This is a genomic window from Bacillus sp. FSL R7-0166 (genome assembly GCF_038008935.1).
Classification (GTDB): domain Bacteria; phylum Bacillota; class Bacilli; order Bacillales; family Bacillaceae; genus Bacillus; species Bacillus altitudinis.
This window is the reverse complement of record NZ_JBBPAC010000001.1, coordinates 1,297,769-1,319,333: the sequence shown is the minus strand read 5'-3', so window position 1 is coordinate 1,319,333 and position 21,565 is coordinate 1,297,769. Positions and strand designations below refer to the sequence as shown.

Genomic DNA, 21,565 nt, shown 5'->3' with positions numbered 1-21,565 from the left:
CATCCTTACCTTATAGGTTCATACCGTTACTTTAACCTCTCAGGATGGCTTCTATTCTTTCTAAAATCTCCCTTATTCAAACAGATCTTGATAAAGAGCTTCTGCTTCTTCGTATGTTGGAAATACGGCATCATCAGGGGCTAATGGGTGATATGTTTCAAGTAGAAATAGCGCAAGCTCTTGTTCATTGTAAGGGTGTGAAACGATTTCCGCTTCTTTAATTTGTGCGACATTGGCTGCATGTGGATTTCGATAAATGACATATACTTGATCACCTGGCTTATAGTTAGAGAAAGACAAACTGGTCACCTCCATTTTTTATGTTAGGATGCCCTTCTCTGCAAGCGATATGACTGATTATGATAAAATTCGACAAAAAAACCAGACAGTTTGACCTGTCTGGTTTACATCACCTAGTTATGTTGAAACGTTTTTTTCACGAAATCAACCACTTCTTCAGTTGTACTCAGTGATAAAATATGCTCTTTAAATGATGCAGCTTCTTCCTTAGAAAGCTTGCTTAACTGCGTTCTTGCTGGAAGAATCGATGTTGCGCTCATTGAAAATTCATCTAATCCTAGTCCAAGTAGGAGCGGGATTGCGATTTCATCTCCTGCCATCTCACCGCACATGCCAACCCATTTACCTTCTTTATGCGCTGCTTCAATCACAAGCGTTATGAGGCGTAAAATAGCTGGATTGTATGGCTGGTAAAGATAAGACACTCGTTCGTTCATTCGATCAGCAGCCATTGTGTATTGAATCAAATCATTTGTTCCAATACTGAAGAAATCTACTTCTTTTGCAAATTGATCTGCGATAACAGCTGTTGATGGAATTTCTACCATCATTCCGATTTCAATGGAATCAGATACTTCTGTACCAGCAGCAACCAATGCTTCTTTTTCTTCAAGTAAAATAGCTTTTGCTTCTCTAAATTCTGATAACGTCGCGATCATAGGGAACATGATTTTCAAGTTTCCATATGTACTTGCACGAAGTAACGCGCGTAGCTGTGTTCTAAAAATCTCCTGCTCTTCAAGGCAAAGGCGGATCGCTCTATAGCCAAGGAACGGGTTCATTTCTTTTGGAAGCTGCAAGTAAGGAAGTTCTTTATCGCCACCAATATCTAGTGTGCGGACAACCACAGCCTTGCCTTCCATTTTCTCTAAAACGGTTTTATACGCATCGAACTGCTCTTCTTCTGTTGGGAGCTGATCTCTGCCCATGTATAAAAATTCTGTACGGTACAATCCAACTGCTTCGCCGCCATTTTCAAGTACACCTTTCACATCTTCAGGTGTTCCAATATTCGCAGCTAACTCTACGTGAACGCCGTCTTTTGTGACCGTTGGCTGGTCAACAAGTTTCGCCCATTCCGCTTTTTGAGCTAAGTAGTCTTCATGCTTTTTTTGATACGCTTTCACTTCATCTTCAGAAGGCTGAATGATGACGTCTCCGCTAATACCATCAACAATAATCAGATCATTGTTTTTCACCGTTTTTGTTGCTTCTTTTGTTCCAACAACTGCTGGGATTTCCATTGATCTAGCCATAATCGCTGAGTGAGAAGTACGACCACCGATATCTGTCGCAAAACCTTTGACAAATTGTCTGTTCAGCTGAGCTGTATCAGAAGGTGTTAAATCTTCAGCAATGATAATGACTTCTTCAGAAATCATACTTGGGTTTGGAATGTCAACGCCTAGCAAATGACCAGTGACACGTTTTGTAACGTCGCGAATATCCGCTGCACGTTCTTTCATGTATTCATTGTCCATTGCTTCAAACATTGTAACAAACATTGTTGCTGTTTCTTTTAAAGCAAATTCAGCATTTACTTTATCCGATGTGATTTTATCCTTCACTGGGTTGAGCAGCTCTGGATCACTTAACACAAGAAGGTGTGCAGAAAAAATATCCGCTTTATCTTGGCCAAGTTCTTTTAGCGCATGTTCTTTAATTGCTTCAAGTTCTTGCTTTGAAACATGAATTGCTTCTTCAAAGCGTTTCACTTCTGTCTCTGGATCATTGATGTCTTTTTGGTGAACTGTTAAATCTGGTTCTTCTAGACGATATGCTTTTGCAATCGCAACGCCTGCTGAAGCACCGATTCCTTTCAGTTGTTGCATTACTCGCCTAGGCCTTCACTTTTCATTGTGTCTTTTAGCGCAGCAAGTGCATCATTTTCATCAGAACCAGAAGCAGAGATTGTGATTGTAGCACCTTTCGCAATTCCTAGAGACATTACACCCATAATAGATTTCAGGTTCACTGTTTTACCATTATATTCTAAGTTGATATCAGCATCATATTTACTAGCAGTTTGTACAAGAACTGTTGCAGGACGTGCGTGAATTCCAGAATCTGCAGTTACTTTGAATGTTTGTTGAGCCATTTTTATCAATCTCCTTTTTATACATTTCATACATCCACAATATTATATCATACTGCCGAGCTTGTCATCTAACAAGAACGGCAGTTATGAAAATTATTTTGAAATTTTCATGATGTTTTCTTGGCCAGCTTTGATTTCACCGGATTCTTGAAGGTCAATAAATTGTCCTTCACTTAAGTTTGTAAATACAATTGGTGTCATTAAAGATGGTACTTCTGACTTAATTTTATCAATATCAACCTCTAAAAGTTTTTGACCGATTTCTACTTGATCTCCCTCTTGTACAAATGCTTCAAATCCTTCTCCTTTGAGGCTGACTGTATCAATCCCGAAGTGAATCAAGATTTCAAGTCCACCATCAGACTGGAGGCCGATGGCGTGTTTTGTTGGGAACACATTTAAGATTTTTCCTCTTACTGGTGAAACCACTGTTCCCTCTTTTGGCAAGATAGCAAAACCGTCACCCATCATTTTCCCTGAGAATACTTGATCTGGCACATCTGTAATTGGATGCAGCTCCCCTGTAATTGGTGAAGCAAACGTTTCTTCCCCTTGTTCGTTTTGAAGCGGTTTTGCAATGACTTCTTCAACCTGCTGGCTAACTTCTTCTTTTGCAGAAGGGTCTTTCGCTGGTCGAGGTGTGCGCCCTGCAATAATGTCTTGCATTTGTGTTTTTAAATTATCAGAGCGTGGACCAAAGATGGCCTGGATGTTATTCCCTACTTCAAGGACACCTGAAGCGCCAAGCTTTTTCAAGCGGTCTTTATCCACTTTTTTCTGATCATTTACAGTGACACGTAAACGCGTAATACAAGCATCTAGGTGTTTAATGTTTTCTTGGTCACCCATTGCTTCAAGAATTTCATAAGGTAAGTCATCGCCTTTTCCAGATTGAGCGTTGCTTGCACCGTCAGCTGCTTCATCTTCGCGTCCTGGCGTTTTCAGATTAAACTTGCGAATCGCAAATCTGAATCCGAAGTAGTAAATGACAGCTAGTACGAGACCGACTGGAATGACAAGCCACCAAGCGGTTCTATTCGGCAGGATACCAAAAAGGAAGAAGTCGATTAACCCTCCTGAGAAGGTCATCCCGATTTTCACGTTTAGAATATCCATTATCATAAAGGATAATCCAGCAAATACACAGTGAATCGCAAATAATATCGGTGCAACAAACAAGAATGAGAATTCAAGCGGTTCAGTGATCCCTGTTAGGAAAGAAGTAAGGGCCGCTGATCCCATAATTCCTGCTACAAGCTTTTTATTCTTAGGTTTGGCTTCATGGTAAATCGCAAGTGCTGCTGCTGGAAGTCCAAACATCATGAACGGATATTTCCCTGTCATGAATGTCCCGGCTGTCAGCTGAACACCATCTTTGATTTGCGCCATGAAAATACGCTGGTCACCACGGATAATATCTCCTGATAAGCTCTTATAGCTAAAAAATTCATACCAGAATGGTGCGTAGAATATGTGGTGCAGACCAAACGGAATTAATGAGCGTTCAATGACACCAAATACAAAGGCAGCTAGCGGCTCATTCGCTGCAAGCAGTCCAGTTGAAAATGAGTTCAATGCACCTTGGATTGGCGGCCAAATGACGAGCATCAAAAGCCCTAAAATAAGTGCTGAAATCGACGTAACGATTGGAACAAAACGCTTACCAGCAAAGAAGCCAAGATATTGCGGGAGCTCAATTTTGTAAAATTTATTAAACATATAAGCCGCTAATACCCCGACAATAATCCCGCCAAACACGCCGGTAGACAAGGTCGGTATGCCGAGCATATTCACATACGCTGGATGACTTTCCTTAAAGAACTTAGCCAATTTGATTGAATCGGATGGAATGGAACCGTTGGCCATTAATACGGCACTCATCGTCACGTTCATGACAAGGTAACCGATGATCGCGGCAATCCCTGCCACACCGTCTCCATTGGCAAGACCGATGGCAACCCCTACAGCAAATAGGAGCGGAAGATTCGAGAAGACAATATTCCCCGCATTCTCCATAACACTAGCAACAAGCTGAATTGTATCATTGCTTAAAAATTGAGCGACATCAATCAGCTGCGGATTTTGCATCGCATTTCCGAGTGCTAGTAAAATACCAGCAGCAGGAAGGATCGCAACTGGAAGCATAAGTGCTCGTCCAATTTTTTGCAACACACCAAAAAGTGATTTAAACACTGGTTGAACCTCCTTTTGTTTTCGCTTACAACATACATTTCAATCACATATTGACGTACATTTCATAATTAACCGTTTACATTTCACTTTCAGAACACAAAAAAGGCATGGTGATATAAGGTTGCGCAAATAACAGGATCTTATCCTGTATTTACCTTAAGTCACTCATGCCTGATCGAATCAGTTACACGTTTCAAGGAAACTATGAAATTTTATTCGTCAATCTGTACAGGTGAAGTGTCAAATAGACAGCTTCGGCATCTTGTACAGGCTTTTTCAATGCATGTTGCAAAATTTTGATCATTTTCCAAGCAGTATTGTAGCATAAAGGATATTCATTTTTCAATAGATGAAGCAACTTTTCTGGCTCCTCTAATGATTCTTCCCGTTTAATACGCTCAATCGAAAACGTAATATGGCGCAGTAAGCGTAAATAATGAATACTTTCTCTATCTACTTTCATATGAAATGCATCTTCTATAACTTGGACCATTTGTGTCATAAGCTGCGAATGACGGTTGACCTCGGATAAAGGCCGGTTCGTTAAAGCAGAGTGAATGTGGAGCGCAATAAAGCCAATCTCTCCTTCGGGCAGCTTTGTTTCAACATCTGGCCGCGCATTTATCAGTTCCACGACTTCCTTTGCGACCTCGTATTCTTTCGGGTATAAGGATTTCGTTTCAAGCATAAAAGGATTGGTGATATCATAGCCTTGCTTAACTCGCTTAAAACTAAAGGCAATATGATCTGTCAGTGCAATATGAATATGCTCATTTAAACGATGCCCCATTTTTTCTCGTATATGATAAATGACGTCATTGGCAAGCTCAATCATGTCCTCATTTATGTGGTGCAGCAATTGTTTGTATTCTGTTTGCTCTTTTGTGTTCTTTAACACAAACATTTTCTCAAATGCCGCTTGATCGAGAACGTCACCCGATTTTTTCCCAAAGCCGATCCCTTTATCAATCAGGACCACTTCGCCTAAAGAAGGGTGTTTTGCGATGATGACATTATTATTTAACGCTTTATCAACGGTGAAGGATTCCATGAACATCCCCACCTCCTTCTTATTCAATCCTTCTTATCGTACAAAACAGATGAAACGTGCGTCAACGATTGTTTTTCAAAATAGTCGTTGTGCGCTCAACGAGTCGATATGACAGCACTCTTTTTTCTGGTGCCTCACCTTGTAATGCTTGCTTGAACAAGTCAAATGCTTCCTGCCCCATTTGTTTGAGGGGAATGTCTATACTAGAAATCCCCAATGCTTCACTCAATTGATCGTTTTGAAAGCCAAGTATGGCTGGTGATTCTCCAACGTTTATTTGGTGACGCTGTGCTTCTAGTAAAAAACCTGCTGATACATCATCGTTCGTAATCAGTAAGGCTGTCGGACGATTTTTCATCTCTTTCCATTCTGTAAATAATTGCTTGCCATCAAAAATGGTCAGTTTTCCTTCAATGACCCATTCATCATCAATGTCCTGCCCAAGCGACCGCATCATTTCTTGATAAGTCTGAATGCGAACTTGGCTATTCTCCCCTTCTGTTCTAGCAAGAACGATTGCGATTCGCTCATGACCGCATGCCGCTAAGTGTTCAAGCGCTTCCTTAAAAGCCTGATCATGCGCAATCGATACCGATGAACATGGATCATGCGGAGTAGGATGACAAAAGATAATAGGACCAGATTCCTGCCACTTTAAAATGTCTCGATCACTTAACGCATTTGAGCAAAAGATTAAACCATCCACACGCTGCTCTTTTAAGCTCATTAATGCTTCTTTTTCCTTTAATGGGTCATATCCTGTTTGAAACAAGGCAAAATGCATTCCGCACTCCTGTGCTTTCTCTGCAATCCCTGTGACAATTCCGCTGAAATAGGAGTGATCAATTGTCGGAAGTACAATTCCAAGCATATTGGAATAGCCCTTTGCTAAATGCACTGCCTGAATATTCCGTGTATATTTGAGCTCTTTCATCGCACTAAGTACGCGCTCTCGCTTTTCTTCTTTGACATAAGGATGATCATTCATCACTCGTGATACAGTGGTAACAGATACACCCGCCCTTTTCGCAATATCCCTTATGTTAGGCATTTTTTCTCCTACTTTCTCTTGATATGGTAAGCGTTTCATACTTTAAGATGTATGTGAGCTGAACAAATCACTGGGTGGAAAGGGGAATTCAAGATGGGTATTATCATATGGATCATATTATGTTTGACTATTTTGTTTTCTGCTCGATTCGCACTACATCCTTTAGGAAAAGAACATAAAATCAAGCCGTTTCAATCAATTGATGATTTTTTTGTTGATAAGGATCGCAAAGAGTGACAAAAAAATCACGATGACGCTCCCAATACTTGGACGTTCATCGTGATTTTTTTCATTACTTGATGATCGTCAACTCTTTTGGATAATTGGTTAAGGTGACTGGGCCATCTTTTGTAATGAGAACATCGTCTTCAATTCTAACCCCGCCGACTCCTGGTACATAAATACCCGGCTCGATTGTATAGACCATCCCTTCTTTTAGAAGGTCATCATTTGCTTGACTCATAGAAGGGAACTCGTGAACAGAAACCCCGAGTCCATGCCCTAGACGGTGAGGGAAGTATTCGCCATACCCTGCTTCTGCGATCAGCCCTCTTGCTTTTAAGTCAAGGTCACCAATTCTCACACCCGGCTGGCTCATATCAAGTGCTGCCAATTCGGCTTTCAAGACAGTGTTGTAAATATCCTTTTGTTGTTCAGTCGCTTCTTGATAGATGAAGGTTCTTGTAATATCTGAACAATAGCCATCCACAATCACGCCGAGGTCAAATAAAACAAAATCACCTTTTTTCAAGGCTGCCTGCCCCGGATTTCCATGAGGTTCTCCTGATTTTTCTCCGAATAGTACCATGGTTGAAAAGGACATGCCCTGAATGCCTTTTTTCTTCAGTTCATATTCGATGACAGCAAGAACTTCGGTTTCCGTCACCCCTTCTTTTAGGGCATGAACCCCAATTTTGACGCCTTCGTCTGCCAGTTGAGCTGCTTTTTTCAATGTTTCAATTTCAGCTTCGTCTTTTATTAGTCTTAGCTGATTGAGCACATCTTCTGCCCGGACGAATGTTTCTGCCCCAGTGACAGCTTGAAGCTGCTCTGCTCTTTGCAAAGGAATGGATTCTTTTTCAATCGCTAGGCGAGTCGCTTTTACTCCTCGTTTTCCTAGTGCCTTTTGTATGAAATCAAAGGGGTTTTCATGGTCTTCATATCCAATGAGATCTCCAGCCCATCCCGCATTTTTTGCTTGCTCAACTTCCATCTTAGGCAAAATGAAAAATGGATCTGCTTCCTGAAAAACAAACAGCCCCATCACTCTTTCATGCGGCTCTGTGAAGTATCCAGATAGATAGAATACATTCTCCTTTGTATGTATAAATGCACCTTGAATGTCTTTTTTCTTAAGCCAAGAAGACAAGTTTTTCATTCGATTCATCGTGATCCTCCTCACACGTTTGACTACTGATCTATTGTATCAGTTTTCACTGTATTTCGCACAAAAGCGCACTGACCTAAAGCCAGTGCGCTTTTGTGATTTGCTTAAGAAGCACGAAGCAAACGAAGTCCGTTTAAAATAACCAAAATCGTACTGCCTTCATGCCCAATGACACCAAAAGGTAAATCAAGAACTTGTAAGAAATTCGCACAGATTAACAAACAAATAACTGTTAATGAAAAGATGATGTTTTGTTTAATGATTCGGTTCATCTTTCTTGAAAGACGGATCATCTTTGTCAGGTTGTTTAAGTTATTTTTCATTAAAATGAGATCTGCTGTTTCTAAAGCAACATCTGTCCCTCCGCCCATTGCGACGCCAACATCCGCTGTGGCGAGTGCAGGTGCATCATTGATTCCATCTCCGACCATAATGATCGAATCACCTTGTTTTTTCAATTGATTGACTTCATGTACCTTTTCATCTGGAAGACATTCAGCGACAACGGTTTGGATGCCTGCTTCCTCTGCAATCGCTTCAGCTGTTTTTTGCTGATCCCCTGTGAGCATGACGGTTTGGATGCCTAAATCATTCAGCTCCTGAATCATTTTTTTGGCTTCAGGTCTGATTTGATCTTTCAAACCGAGACAGCCGACGACTTCTTGATTTTTTTGAACATAGACAACTGTATAGCCTTTGGATGAAAGAACATCACCATTCTCTTCAATGTCACGATCCATTGAAGCTTTTCCGGCAAAATCTTTCTTCCCAATCCGCCATGTGTCCTCATTTAATTGTGCTTCCACACCAAAACCTGATGTTTCTTCAATGGTTACGTGGGCTGCCCGCTCTGTATGATGCTCTTTTGCCATATCAGAAATGGCTTTAGCTAATGGATGGTTTGACTGACTTTCAATTTGATAGAGCGCTTGATAAAAGGTCGATTCATCTTGCCCTTTTGCCAAAACTACTTTTTCAACAGCTGGTTTTCCACTTGTAATCGTACCCGTTTTATCAAATGCAATCATCGTACTTGTGCCCAGTTTTTCTAAAAAGACACTTCCTTTTACAAGCATACCGTTTCTTGCACCGTTTGAGATGAGTGAAAGAGCTGCTGGCATAATTGAGGCAACAAGTGCACAAGGCGAAGCAACCACCATAAACACCATCGCACGGTAAAACGTTTCACTCATGCTCCAGCCAAGTACAAAATGAGGCAGGAACATTAAAATCGCCACAGTGATGAGTACACCTTTTACATATGCACCTTCAAATTTTTCAATAAATGCTTGGCTTGGCGATACACTTTCTTGTGCAGATTCCACAAGCTTAATGATTTTATGAAAAAGTGTTTCTTCATTATGTTTTGTTACTTCTACTGTTAATGAACCATTTAAATTCACTGTTCCTGCAAACACATCTTCCCCTTGCCCTTTTTCCTGAGGCACCGATTCACCCGTTAAGGCAGATTCGTCTACACTTGTTCTTCCGCTCATGATCACACCATCTGCTGCAATTCGTTCGCCCGCTTTGATTAAAATACGGTCGCCTGGCGTAAGTGAAGAAGCAGCGATTTGGATGGTGCTGCCATCTTCTTCAATTAAAGTGGCTTCATCTGGAGCGATACTCATTAAAGCCGTTAAGTCTTTTTTACTTTTATTTGACGTATACGTTTCTAGCGCACCGCTCAAAGAAAAAATAAAAATTAAAATGGCGCCCTCTGCCCAGTAGCCAATGATCGCTGAGCCTATCGCAGCAAATATCATTAGAAGTTCTACATTTAATGTCTTGGATGAAATGGTTTCTTCAATTCCTTCCTTTGCCTTTGCAAAACCACCAATAACAAAAGCAAGAATAAAAAGAGGAATACTCCACATCGTTTCATCCTTTAGAAACCATCCAATCAAGATGAGAATCCCCGAAATTCCTGCTGCGATTAATTCTCCGTGCTGTGCCCATTTATGAAAGAGCGAGTTGGATCCCTTTTGATCTGTCGTTTGATAAAGTGCTGTATTCTCATTCATGATTACTTTCTCCTCTCTAATTGATAATGATTTTCACATTATCAATCGTTGCCCGTTCCGTTTATCATCTATATTTTCTGCTATTTCAAGCTTTTTATAGGTCTGTAACTCATTATAACAGGTTCTGATCAATTTTCAATTAATAATTATTATAATTTCTTTTTGATAATAATTATCATTATTAGCACCCGACATTTCTTCCTCTTTCTGAGCACATTTTATTCATCTGAAAGGTAATTGAACACAAAAAAGAACCAACGGATCGACCATTGGTTCTTACAGAAAGCTTGTGTTCTACGAATTTGTCCACTCTTTGATTTGTTTTTTCGTCAGCGGACCTACATGGTTTTTGACTACTTCACCCTTTTCATTGATGAAAAAAGTCGTCGGGATCGTCATGATTTGGTATTTCTTCATCATTTCGCCGTGCTCATCGAGAACGATCGGAAATGTGAACTTTCTGTCTTTCACAAATTGGGCAACTGCCTGCTTGCTTTGCTCAGCACCAAGTAAATTCACAGTCAGTATGTCTACATCACTTTGATTTTCTTTCACAATCTGTTCAAAGGCTGGAAGCTCCATTTTGCAGGATGGGCACCACGTTGTCCAAAAATGCAGAATGGTCCGCTTCCCTTTCACCGGGATCACCTGCGTTTCACCTGTTAATGTAGGAGCTTCTATCCTCGGCGCCATGACAGGCTCTTTTGCTTCAGCCTCTATGTTCATCAGAAATAAAAGAAGGGTCATCATGAGAAGACTGGCGGGTAGATATTTACGATTCATCAGCATCTTCCTTCCTGATTTTCCTATAGCTTGCCCGCTAGCTGCACATGACATTCAAGCTTTTTTCAATGTAAGAAACATGGAGACGCCGAGTTCCTTGCAAATCGTCGCATAATGCAAAGCCGTTAATAGCAGCATCCCCGTGTTCATTCCTAAGATAACGCCCATCATATTTAAGGATTCGATGGATCCTAGAAAATACACCATAGAGAACGACACCACGTGCACCCATATATTATGTAGGAACACATCTTTAATGAGACCCATACCAATTAAGCACGCTTGAAACGGCATCACGAACAAGTGGCATAAGAAGTAAGGCCATAGCAGCTGCAAGTAGACGGCTGCTTGAGGTGAGTCAAAAAAGAGCTGCGTGAGCGGATAAGCGAAATAATACATGATCATCACCGCTGGCACCCCGTATCCAAACGTAATGAGAATCGCTTGTCTGACACGTTTTTTCACGAGATCATACTGCCCCAAGGCATAGGCTTCTGATACATTCGGAATCATCACAATCATAATGGAATGAGCGATAAACGCCGGAAAAAAACCGATCGACATCGCTACGCCAGCAAGCATTCCGTAATGATCAACAGCAAGCGTACCAGAAATGCCCGCTGCAACGAGGGCTCCTTTGATTAAAAACGGTTCAATCGCATTGGCAATGGCATGAAAGATACGCATACCTGTTGTCGGAATGGAGACTGCTAACAAACGTTTTCTGACGTCAATCCCTCTTAACTCAACCGATCTGACATTCACAGCATTTTTTGCCATGACGTATTGGGAATATAAATAGATAAAGACGACGAGATCACTTGCAACAATCACGCCAATCGCGATAAGCACAGCTGTTTCAATATCAAACGAATACCAATGAAAAAACAAAAACAAACAGATAAGCTGGATCGTTTTTTTCAGCATATTGGCTAGAGCAATTCTGCCCATTTGCTGCTTGCCCATAAAATAGCCGCGTGCAATGGACGTAAATGCGATGATTGGAATGAGTGACAGAACCAAGCCCTTCATCAGCGGATGATACGATTGAAATACAGGAATGAAAGGCAGTACAATGGCTGCTATTGCCGTTGTGGTGCATGTCACCACAAGCGTCATTTTAAATGCATGGCGAAGCATACTTTTATGAAGCCGCTCATGCGATTCTGCAATGAATTTAGAAATGGAGACTGGCAGCTCTAAGCTGGCGATCACAAGCACAAGCATGATGATGGGAAGGATGCTCATATATAAACCCATTCCATGTTCTCCAAGCTCTCTCGCTAAAATCATATTGACTAAAAACTCGATACACTCAGCAATGAAAGCTGCGACAGATAGCAGAATGACCCCTTTTACAAATCGATTCATGTAGCCTCCCCTTGTCTAAAAGCAAATTCTTTTCACATTCTATGAGACAAGTCCTGAAAATATTTTAATAATTGAAGACAAAAAAACAGCGACTGATTGATCGCTGCTTTTCTTTACACTGCAAACACATGACGGCCAATGCGTTCTACAATTTTACGAGAACGAATCCAGTTATCTGTCGCCGTTTTTGGATTATAAAAATAAATCGCCTTTGTTGTTCTGTCATCTTCTTTGACAACCTGCTTCACAGCTTTTACGGAATCCTGGTCTGCCTTATCATTGATACTTCCATTTGATACGGGCTGGAAGGCATTTCGCTGATAAATCACGCCTCTGACACTGTCAGGAAAAGAGCGGTGTTCTACGCGGTTTAAGACGACGCTTGCTACCGCTTTTTTCCCGGCGTAAGATTCACCTTTTGCTTCGGCATGTACCAACCGAGAAAGCAAGTCCATTTCTTCATTAGAATAGTGTGATTGATTTCTTGAGCTTGCTGGCTTTGCCGTTTCCTTTTTCTTCGGCTTCGGCTTCGGTTTTGATGCCTTTTCCTCTGTTGACGTGCTTAGCATTTTCACTTTAGGCTGATGTTTCTCCTCTGAAAACGCTGGGATCACGGTATGCTTTTCATCTTGATCTATATATGAAAGCTGATGCTTTACAGGTGCTTGTCCAAGTTTCTGACTTAATGTGCCTTCTTGCTCTTGTATATTGTCCATCTTGATCGCTGAGATGAGCATAAGGATGGCAAAAAGAGCTGTATGAATTTTGATCATTCGCCTCATTCCTCCTTTAATCAATGTAGGCCGTAAGATACTTGTCCACTCTAACAAGAGCTTCTTCTATTTTCACGCACAAAGATTTGCATGCCTGTCCAAATTCCGTCATTAAATGGCATGTCCTAGTTGAAATACGCATGAACTGGTAATGTAAGCGTTTAATATAGTCTCTTTTTAGCCTATAATCATCCTTATGCTCCTGATTATGGGTTATTACATTTTCTTTTCATATGTATCAGGCTGGTTTGAAGTGTGACAAAAGAACCAAAATAAAAAGCTTTTTCTCATGAATGAGAAAAAGCTTTAGCTTCTTGCTTCTTTAAGATATTCAAAAATAACATCTCCACCATGCTTGGCGATTCCGCGAAAATGTTTAAAATCATCTTGATTGACCAATACAGAACGAAATGTTAAAAAATCATCCTTTTGAATGGTCACTTGTTTTTCAGTTCCATTCCGTAATGATTCTAGTATTGTGTTGATGTGTTCTTCAGTCAAAAAAACCGCTCCTTTTCAGACTTGATCAAATATTAAATATACCATTCGTTTTCAAAGCGTACAACGAAAACGAAAGAAAAACGTCTTTATCCTTTACATTGGTATGAAAATATTGCAAAATACTTTTTAATAGGGAATGAAATCTGTTTTTAAAGGAGAGGGATCGGTTGAAGATTGCAAAAATTGGGAATGTGATCGAATTTAGAAATGGTTTAACAGGTGTAGTTGAAAAAGTGAATGAAAACTCTGTTATTGTGGATGTCACCATTATGGACAACTATAGAGATTTAGAACTGGATTCACTAACAGTCGTTAATCATAAAAACTATAAAATCATCAAAGACTCCGTACATTAATTTGCAATCCTCAATTCAGCCTACCGTTACATAAGGATATACGAAGCAGAGCTGATCACAATACCTTACTTTTTATGTTTTATGTAAAAAAAGTGATCTGATGCAATATTAGCTCTAGATAGGAGAAACTAATATGCAACATTCAAATGATATCATTGTACGTTTTGGAAAAATAGAAGATGCTGAAACTACTTTAGAAATTCAAAAATCAGTGATTGCTGAGTCAGATTATTTACTGACAACGCCGGAAGAATACAAAAAAACCTTGTTAGAACACAAGGAATGGATACAGAAAAGAATAGAAAACGAAAATGAGACGTACATAGTTGCCCAAACTGGCGATCAAGTCATTGGATGGATAGCCTTTGAACAATCATCAAATAGAAAAAGAACTTCTCACGTTGGTTCTTTCGGCTTGATGGTTGATAAGAGCTATAGAGGTTTAGGCATAGGGGAAATGTTACTAACAGCATTATTAAATTGGGCAGAAAAGAACCCTTCAATTGAAAAGGTTAGTTTAGCCGTTTTCTCCACAAACCAAAAAGCTATTTCTTTGTATAAAAAGATGGGCTTTTTAGAAGAAGGGCGTAAAATCAATGAATTTAAAATAAATGATCATGAATACTGGGATGATGTATTAATGTATAAGCTCGTTTAATACGATGAAAAAGAATTGCAGAAATAAAGACATAATAAATTGAATCATCAATTTATTATGTCTTTTTCTTATTTTCTCTTACATCATTTGATGAAGGCGTCAGTCTTTTTGCGCGTGAAAGGTTTGCATTTCCGCTTTTGTTTTGTACATATCAACTTCTTCAGGTGTTATCACGCCTTTATCAATTAAAAGGGCGATCACTCCAAGTAATGTGGAGGCACTCCATTTATATCGTTCTTTGTTTTGATGTTCAAGCATCTGAAGCTCTTCCCTTAATTCCATCAGCAGCTTCTCTGTTTTGTCTTCTTTGTTTGCCAACACAAACGCCCCCATTTTCATTCGCTCGTTTCAATTTTATCTTAAAGTAAATATATGAAGAATAAAAGCATGATACACCTTTACAAACATACGTTCTATCGTGTATACTATACATACGAGCTGGTAGCCCCCAGCCGTCCTAGCAAGTTCTATTCCTATTGGTATGAGAAGAGTGACATGACTCTTCTCTTTTTTTATATGCCATCATAATCTACTCCATAAAAAAAGACATGTCATCCGCATATCTTTTTTTATTTATTAGCGATTATCAATCGTTTCTGGATACATATCGTGATTCATCATACGATACGATGCCATCTCTTCATACTTTGTCCCAGGTTTTCCGTAGTTCGTATACGGATCAATTGAAATACCGCCTCTTGGTGTAAATTTGCCCCATACTTCGATATATCTTGGGTCCATTAATTCAATGAGGTCGTTCATGATAATATTCATACAATCCTCATGGAAGTCACCGTGGTTACGGAAGCTGAACAAATATAATTTTAATGATTTACTTTCGACCATGATTTCATTTGGGATGTAGCTGATATACACGGTCGCAAAATCTGGCTGCCCTGTTTGCGGGCAAAGTGATGTGAATTCTGGGCAGTTGAATTTCACAAAATAATCTCTATTCGTATGTTTATTCGGGAACGTTTCAAGCACTTGTGGTGCATAGTCAAACAAGTAATTGGTCCCCTGGTTTCCTAGTAAAGTGACACCTTCTAATTCTTCTGGTTTTCTTGTCGTCATTTTGTCTCTCTTCCTTTCTATACGCCTCGTTTATTTCCCCACAATAGCGTGTGCAGTTGTGGTAAGACTCTCACACGATTCAAATCAGGGTCTTGCGCTACTTGATCTACAAGCATTTCGTATTTCTTTAATAAGTGCGTCAATAGGTACGCATCATCAGCTGTTGTTGTATCATCATTTCCCACCTGCAAATAAAAAGGAAGTTCTGGGTATTTCGCATGGACATCCTTTGCATAGGCTAGATCAAAATCATCAAAGATGACGACCTTCAGGCTTGCATGATGTAATCTGTTTCCATTTTTCAATTCATCTATGATACGCGTTAGTTTCGTAAAATCTGTTTTCATATTTGAACTTGGTGGTTTTGGAGAAATGGTTAAATCATCTATCTTCAAAAACCAATCTTGATACATCGTTCCCTGCGTTTCAAGCGCCGTATCAATTCCTTCTTCATGCAATAAATCAATAAGTGATTCCATTTGTTTCAAAAGCGCAGGATTCCCACCTGAAATGGTGACATGAGAAAATGCCTTTCCACCTATTCTCTTCAGCTCTTTTACAATGTCCTCTGCCTGAAGCCACTGAATATCATGCTTAGCTGATCCATCCCATGTAAAAGATGAATCACACCAGCTGCAAGAGTAGTCACAGCCAGCCGTTCTGACAAACATGGTTTTTTGGCCAATGACCATTCCTTCTCCTTGAATGGTTGGACCAAAGATTTCTAAGACAGGAATCGCTTTAGTCATTGAGCTCAACTCGTTTCGGACGGTAAATGCAGTAGCTTGTTGGTGTCTCTCTGACAAAAACTTGAACACATACTGGTTTGTTCGCTAAAGTCGTTAAATATGCGGCCACTTTATCATACACAGTCTTTGCGACAACCTCAGTGGTTGGCATCGCGTATGGATCATTTGATGAGAATTCTTCATGGTCATTGAGCAGTGTATGGTCGTACTGTCCATGAATGAGTTTTTTTAGCGTGCTAAAATTCACAAGGAAACCTGAATCATCTAGATGATCTCCTGCAATCGTAATGTTAATCGTATACGTATGACCATGTACACGGCTACAAGCGCCAGCATCTTCTCTCGGGATAAAGTGGGCTGCCGATACATGCATATCTTTATTTAATTCAAACGAAAATGGATGATTCGTCTGTGGATAGATTTGAGAAAGCATTTAGTTCGCCTCCTTCATGTCCATATAAGTGTCATAGCCATTTTTCCGAAGCTTACATGCAGGACATTCCCCGCAGCCATCAGAAATGATGCCATTATAGCAAGTGAGCGTTTCATTTTTCACAAAATCTAGCGCATTCAGTTCATCAGCCAGCTTCCACGTTTCAGCTTTATTCAGCCACATGAGCGGCGTATGGATGACAAATGGTTTTTCCATTGCCAAATTCACCGTGACGTTACAAGATTTCACAAACTCATCTCGGCAATCTGGGTAGCCGCTAAAGTCTGTCTCGCACACACCCGTGATAATATGACGTGCTCCGATTTGATACGCAAGAATGGATGCAAAGGATAAGAAAACTAAGTTTCTCCCCGGAACAAATGTGGAAGGCAGTTCTCCTTCTTTTTCTTCAATATCAATGTCATCTCTTGTTAAGGCATTGGGTGCAAGCTGATTTAAAAGAGACATATCTAATAGATGATTTTTCACACCTAGCTTGTCAGCAATTCTTTTGGCGACATCAATTTCTTCTTGATGACGCTGATTATAATGAAAGGTTACCGTTTCAACCTCTTTAAATTGTTGAAGTGCCCATAGTAAACATGTCGTACTGTCCTGTCCCCCGCTAAAGACAACGACCGCTTTTTCATTTTTCATTTTTCCTTTTCCTCCTTTTGCAGACCCGTACCTCCGCACAAAGCTGCATCTGAAAGGTTCATGAAAACCCCTATTTTCTCAAAAGAAAAGACACCTTTACATGTGTATGAGGTGTCCCAGCCATAAAAAATAAAAAATGCCACATCCAAGGATACGGCAAGTCCTTAGTTTTTTATAGAGGGTTTTGCTAGAACCTCTCCCGTTTTCACGGATTTTTGTTCAATTTTCACAGAGGATAGTGTACCACATAATTGGTGTACAAGCTATCCCTTCTTTACTTATCACCTGATGCAGGCACTTTTTTCAGACAAAGGAAGAGGATAAAAAAGATACTGACATAGCCAAAAACAGGGTAAACCGTTGAAATGAGTGTGCCGTATCCAATTTTACTGATCACATAACAGCAAAGAAGAATAAAGGATATCGTATACGTACTGTTCAATCGGATATACACCCTCACTTGTCTTTCGAGACCGTATAAATTCCCTATAACGGATGTAAAGACTTCACCGAAGATCACGAATAAATAGATGAGATGAATGGAGTTTGCGACTTGATACACCACTTGAGCCATCGGGATATCATACGCCTCCAGCATTTCTAATGAAGAAAGGGATAAAAAGCAGGCGAGCAGAATGAGTGTCAACATCAGACCTCCAAGCACCGCTCCCTTTTTTATAACGGCTTCGGATGTCATTTCGTTTGCGACCGGCACTAATACGGCTTGAGACAGCGCTAAATTAAATGCACCATATGAAATCGCAGACAACATCCATTCGCCCTCTCCCATTTGCAGCCCCAGAACGTGGCTTTCACCGCTACTAAACACAAATGAGTCTAGAAACACAATCAGCGAAAAGAAAATCAGCATTGGAACGACAAGTACATTGACACCAAATAACCCTTTTGAACCCTTAAAAAGGACAATGACACTTAAAATAATCGTTAAACAAATACCATATTCTTTTGAGATGCCAAGTTGTTCTTCAAAAATAGCGCCTGCTCCAGAAATCATCACTGACGTAACACCTAGTAGTATAAAAAACATGACGATGTTAATATATCGACTCGCAGCAGATCCAAATAAAAACCGATTCATATCTTGATAAGACTCCGCTTTAATTCGTTTGGAAATCAGCATCATTTTTGCGCCAAGGCCGGTAAAAATAACACCGCTCATCAAAATCCCGATCAATCCAATCCAGCCAAAACGAACAAAAAATTCTACGATTTCTTTTCCTGTCGCAAACCCAGCTCCAACCACTGTTCCTACATATACAAAGGCAAGCTGAAAAGCGGATTCATTTGAACGTTTCATATGACCCCTCCGCACCCATCACTTTCGATTGTCTCTTTTTTATCCTATGAGACAAGTTCCTTGAAAAGAAGGACAAACCATGATTAAATGCAAAAAAGGATTTTTCATTCAGCTATGAGCAAAACAGTTGAAAGTCAAAATAGGTCAGAGTATACTATAGTCAAAGATGGTCAAACAACAGACCATTTTATTTAACATTCATTGGTCAAATAAAGTCAAACTTTATTTTAAGGAGGTCATGGCTCATGCGTTGTCAACATTGTCAAGTAAATGAAGCAACGATTCGCCTGAATATGCAAGTAAATTCGTCCCGTAGCCAAATGGTTTTATGTGAAGACTGCTATACCTCTTTGATGGAACAGTCAAAAATGAAAATGGGTCCTAACCTTTTCGGAGGCGGTTCATTCTTCTCTGAGCAAGCAGGACATGCGACGAGCCAAGAGCGGCCTAAACAAAAAGGCTTACTCGATGAGCTTGGCCGGAACTTAACGGATGGCGCACATGCTGGTTTAATCGATCCTGTCATTGGCCGTGATGAAGAAGTCACAAGAGTCATTGAGATTTTAAATAGAAGAAATAAAAACAATCCTGTCCTCATTGGTGAACCTGGTGTTGGTAAAACGGCCATAGCCGAAGGACTAGCTCTAAAAATTGCAAATGGAGATGTACCAAATAAATTAAAGAACAAACAAGTTTATTTATTAGATGTCTCTTCACTTGTGGCAAACACAGGTGTACGTGGTCAATTTGAGGAACGGATGAAGCAATTAATCAAAGAATTGCAAAGCCGTAAAAATATCATCTTATTCGTTGATGAAATTCATCTTCTTGTAGGCGCAGGCTCTGCTGAAGGGTCAATGGATGCCGGAAACATTTTGAAACCAGCTCTAGCTCGAGGGGAACTGCAGCTAGTAGGTGCGACAACATTAAAAGAATATCGTCAGATTGAAAAAGATGCTGCCCTTGAACGCAGATTCCAACCCGTCATCGTTGATGAGCCAACACAGGATGAAGCATTCGAGATATTAAAAGGCATTCAAGATAAATATGAAGCGTATCATGGCGTCACCTATTCTGACGAAGCCATTAAAGCGTGTGTTCAATTATCTTCGCGGTATATTCAAGACCGCCACTTGCCAGATAAAGCCATTGATTTAATGGATGAAGCAGGTTCAAAAGCGAATCTCTCCATTGATGCAGCAAGTGAAGATGAATTAACAAACCGTCTTGCGCAAATCGCCGCTGAAAAACAAGCTGCTTTAAATGAAGAACGATATGAAAAAGCAGCGAAGCTTCGAGACGAAGAAGAAGCGATTGAAGCGAGATTGCAAAACAAAACAAATGACAAAGAACATGTCGTCACAGCTGAGGACATTCAGTCGATTGTAGAACAAAAAACAGGTATCCCTGTCGGCAAACTGCAAGCAGACGAACAAACAAAAATGAAAGAAATTGATGTCCGCTTAAAAGCCCGCGTCATTGGTCAGGAACATGCGGTTGAAAAAGTGGCGAAAGCCGTAAAAAGAAGCAGAGCCGGCTTAAAATCAAAACACAGACCAACTGGCTCCTTCCTTTTCGTTGGGCCAACAGGCGTCGGGAAAACCGAATTGTCTAAAACATTAGCGGAAGAATTATTTGGCTCAAAAGAAGCGATCATTCGTTTAGATATGAGTGAGTACATGGAGAAACATTCCGTGTCCAAAATCATCGGTTCTCCTCCTGGTTACGTTGGACATGATGAAGCCGGACAGCTCACGGAAAAGGTTCGCAGAAAACCATACAGCATCATTTTGCTCGATGAAATCGAAAAAGCGCACCCTGATGTCCAGCATATGTTCCTTCAAATCATGGAAGATGGCCGTCTAACAGACAGTCAAGGCAGAACCGTCAGCTTTAAAGACACAGTTATCATTATGACAAGTAACGCTGGCAGCACAGATAAAAAAGCAGTCAAAGTCGGATTCCAGTCTGAACAAGAAGAAGCCATCGAAGAACAATCATTGATTGATTCACTGAGCGCTTATTTCAAACCGGAATTCTTGAACCGTTTTGACAGCATCATTCAGTTTGATTCATTAGATAAAGACGATTTAGTCAAAATTGTGGATCTTCTGCTCAAAGATTTGTCAGAGCAGTTAAAAGAACAAAATCTAACTGTTCACGTCACAAACGAAGCGAAAGAAAAAATCGCTGAACTTGGTTACCATCCAGCATTTGGGGCTCGTCCGTTACGAAGAACGATTCAAGAGCATGTTGAAGATCAAATGACGGACATCTTGCTTGAAGAAGAAAAACTTACTGGATTTACAGTCGATGTTGAACATGACGAAATTGTTGTGAAAAAGAGCTAAGTACATCCTAAGGAGGATCTTCAGCTCCATCATGTGGCAGTGTCTAAATTCCATCTGAGCGCCGACGCTCCCCCGCCTCTTTTCCTTTACGATAAAAGAAAAAGAGGTGGATCACATGGATCACATGATCAATTGGAACTACGATTTGATCAAAATCATACATGAAGAAAAATTAAAAGAATTGCTCTTAGATGAAACAGCTCAAAAAAGATGAAGTTTCCAGATTGTTGACAAAGAGCTAAAATGAACTTGATTTTAGCCCTTTGTTTTCTTTTCAGCGTGATAGAAAACCTTTGCAGCCCTAGGAAGGACGAGTACTGGCGCGGAGCGAATGTAACATTCGTGAGCACCAGCACGCAAGACTGACAAAGAATGCGAGGGTTTGCCTACACGCTGAAAACTCCCTTTTATATGAGGGAGTTTTCTTTTTTTACGGC

21 protein-coding genes and 1 riboswitch are annotated in these 21,565 nt (G+C 40.3%); of the genes, 3 read left to right on the top strand and 18 right to left on the bottom strand.

Annotated elements, in window-relative coordinates; all coding sequences use genetic code 11:
* Positions 1-72 precede the first annotated feature (72 nt).
* The 12 genes from NST01_RS06745 to NST01_RS06690 form a co-directional block, all read right to left on the bottom strand.
* Entirely contained in the window at positions 73-315 is a 243-nt protein-coding gene (locus tag NST01_RS06745) for a transcriptional regulator SplA domain-containing protein (RefSeq protein ID WP_034646394.1), read from the bottom strand.
* 98 nt (positions 316-413) lie between these two features.
* Complete coding sequence (gene ptsP / locus NST01_RS06740) at positions 414-2,132, bottom strand: phosphoenolpyruvate--protein phosphotransferase (RefSeq protein WP_008348058.1); 1,719 nt, start codon at positions 2,130-2,132, stop codon at positions 414-416.
* Positions 2,132-2,398, bottom strand: coding sequence for a phosphocarrier protein HPr (locus NST01_RS06735; protein ID WP_003211078.1), 267 nt, complete (start codon positions 2,396-2,398; stop codon positions 2,132-2,134). Before NST01_RS06735 ends, ptsP begins: the two co-directional genes overlap by 1 nt.
* A 93-nt stretch (positions 2,399-2,491) precedes the next feature.
* Positions 2,492-4,591, bottom strand: a complete 2,100-nt coding sequence (gene ptsG / locus NST01_RS06730; RefSeq protein ID WP_046527708.1) for a glucose-specific PTS transporter subunit IIBC — start codon at positions 4,589-4,591, stop codon at positions 2,492-2,494.
* Positions 4,592-4,793: 202 nt separating this feature from the next.
* A complete protein-coding gene (glcT, locus tag NST01_RS06725; RefSeq protein ID WP_017359435.1) occupies positions 4,794-5,648 on the bottom strand; it encodes a glucose PTS transporter transcription antiterminator GlcT in 855 nt (284 codons plus the stop codon).
* A gap of 55 nt (positions 5,649-5,703) precedes the next feature.
* Positions 5,704-6,693, bottom strand: a complete 990-nt coding sequence (locus NST01_RS06720) for a LacI family DNA-binding transcriptional regulator (RefSeq protein WP_025207250.1) — start codon at positions 6,691-6,693, stop codon at positions 5,704-5,706.
* Positions 6,694-6,985: 292 nt separating this feature from the next.
* Positions 6,986-8,080 (bottom strand): M24 family metallopeptidase, encoded by a 1,095-nt coding sequence (locus NST01_RS06715; RefSeq protein ID WP_025207249.1) that lies wholly within the window; start codon positions 8,078-8,080, stop codon positions 6,986-6,988.
* Positions 8,081-8,184: 104 nt separating this feature from the next.
* The gene (locus NST01_RS06710) at positions 8,185-10,104 is read right to left on the bottom strand and encodes a heavy metal translocating P-type ATPase (protein WP_025207248.1); all 1,920 of its coding nucleotides are present in this window, start codon (positions 10,102-10,104) and stop codon (positions 8,185-8,187) included.
* A gap of 294 nt (positions 10,105-10,398) precedes the next feature.
* The gene (gene stoA, locus NST01_RS06705) at positions 10,399-10,887 is read right to left on the bottom strand and encodes an endospore biogenesis thiol-disulfide oxidoreductase StoA (protein WP_025207247.1); all 489 of its coding nucleotides are present in this window, start codon (positions 10,885-10,887) and stop codon (positions 10,399-10,401) included.
* 54 nt (positions 10,888-10,941) lie between these two features.
* Complete coding sequence (locus NST01_RS06700) at positions 10,942-12,258, bottom strand: polysaccharide biosynthesis protein (protein WP_017359440.1); 1,317 nt, start codon at positions 12,256-12,258, stop codon at positions 10,942-10,944.
* 113 nt (positions 12,259-12,371) lie between these two features.
* Complete coding sequence (locus tag NST01_RS06695; protein WP_074042066.1) at positions 12,372-13,031, bottom strand: cell wall hydrolase; 660 nt, start codon at positions 13,029-13,031, stop codon at positions 12,372-12,374.
* 306 nt (positions 13,032-13,337) lie between these two features.
* Positions 13,338-13,532: a hypothetical protein gene (locus NST01_RS06690; protein WP_008348081.1), complete on the bottom strand. Its 195-nt coding sequence runs from the start codon at positions 13,530-13,532 to the stop codon at positions 13,338-13,340.
* Positions 13,533-13,699: 167 nt separating this feature from the next.
* Between NST01_RS06690 and NST01_RS06685 the strand changes: the two genes are divergently transcribed.
* Positions 13,700-13,888 (top strand): YkvS family protein, encoded by a 189-nt coding sequence (locus NST01_RS06685; RefSeq protein ID WP_003211747.1) that lies wholly within the window; start codon positions 13,700-13,702, stop codon positions 13,886-13,888.
* A 133-nt stretch (positions 13,889-14,021) separates the two neighbouring features.
* Positions 14,022-14,546, top strand: coding sequence for a GNAT family N-acetyltransferase (locus tag NST01_RS06680; protein WP_035392243.1), 525 nt, complete (start codon positions 14,022-14,024; stop codon positions 14,544-14,546).
* 99 nt (positions 14,547-14,645) lie between these two features.
* Here the strand turns inward: NST01_RS06680 and NST01_RS06675 are convergent, their stop codons facing one another.
* The 6 genes from NST01_RS06675 to NST01_RS06650 all read right to left on the bottom strand — a co-directional run bounded on the left by NST01_RS06675 (position 14,646) and on the right by NST01_RS06650 (position 18,777).
* Positions 14,646-14,864: a hypothetical protein gene (locus tag NST01_RS06675; RefSeq protein WP_017367128.1), complete on the bottom strand. Its 219-nt coding sequence runs from the start codon at positions 14,862-14,864 to the stop codon at positions 14,646-14,648.
* Between the two features lie 258 nt (positions 14,865-15,122).
* Entirely contained in the window at positions 15,123-15,620 is a 498-nt protein-coding gene (gene queF / locus NST01_RS06670) for a preQ(1) synthase (protein WP_003211403.1), read from the bottom strand.
* A gap of 17 nt (positions 15,621-15,637) precedes the next feature.
* Entirely contained in the window at positions 15,638-16,369 is a 732-nt protein-coding gene (gene queE / locus NST01_RS06665; protein ID WP_035392248.1) for a 7-carboxy-7-deazaguanine synthase QueE, read from the bottom strand.
* Entirely contained in the window at positions 16,362-16,802 is a 441-nt protein-coding gene (gene queD, locus NST01_RS06660) for a 6-carboxytetrahydropterin synthase QueD (RefSeq protein WP_024719651.1), read from the bottom strand. Before queD ends, queE begins: the two co-directional genes overlap by 8 nt.
* Complete coding sequence (queC, locus tag NST01_RS06655) at positions 16,803-17,459, bottom strand: 7-cyano-7-deazaguanine synthase QueC (protein ID WP_008348090.1); 657 nt, start codon at positions 17,457-17,459, stop codon at positions 16,803-16,805. It abuts the gene before it with no gap.
* A gap of 158 nt (positions 17,460-17,617) precedes the next feature.
* Positions 17,618-17,662: riboswitch (PreQ1 riboswitch) on the bottom strand.
* A gap of 71 nt (positions 17,663-17,733) precedes the next feature.
* Positions 17,734-18,777 (bottom strand): YkvI family membrane protein, encoded by a 1,044-nt coding sequence (locus NST01_RS06650; RefSeq protein WP_206116159.1) that lies wholly within the window; start codon positions 18,775-18,777, stop codon positions 17,734-17,736.
* A gap of 245 nt (positions 18,778-19,022) precedes the next feature.
* On the opposite strand from NST01_RS06650, the gene NST01_RS06645 reads away from it, so the two are divergent.
* Positions 19,023-21,128 (top strand): ATP-dependent Clp protease ATP-binding subunit, encoded by a 2,106-nt coding sequence (locus tag NST01_RS06645; protein WP_206116158.1) that lies wholly within the window; start codon positions 19,023-19,025, stop codon positions 21,126-21,128.
* Positions 21,129-21,565: the final 437 nt, after the last annotated feature.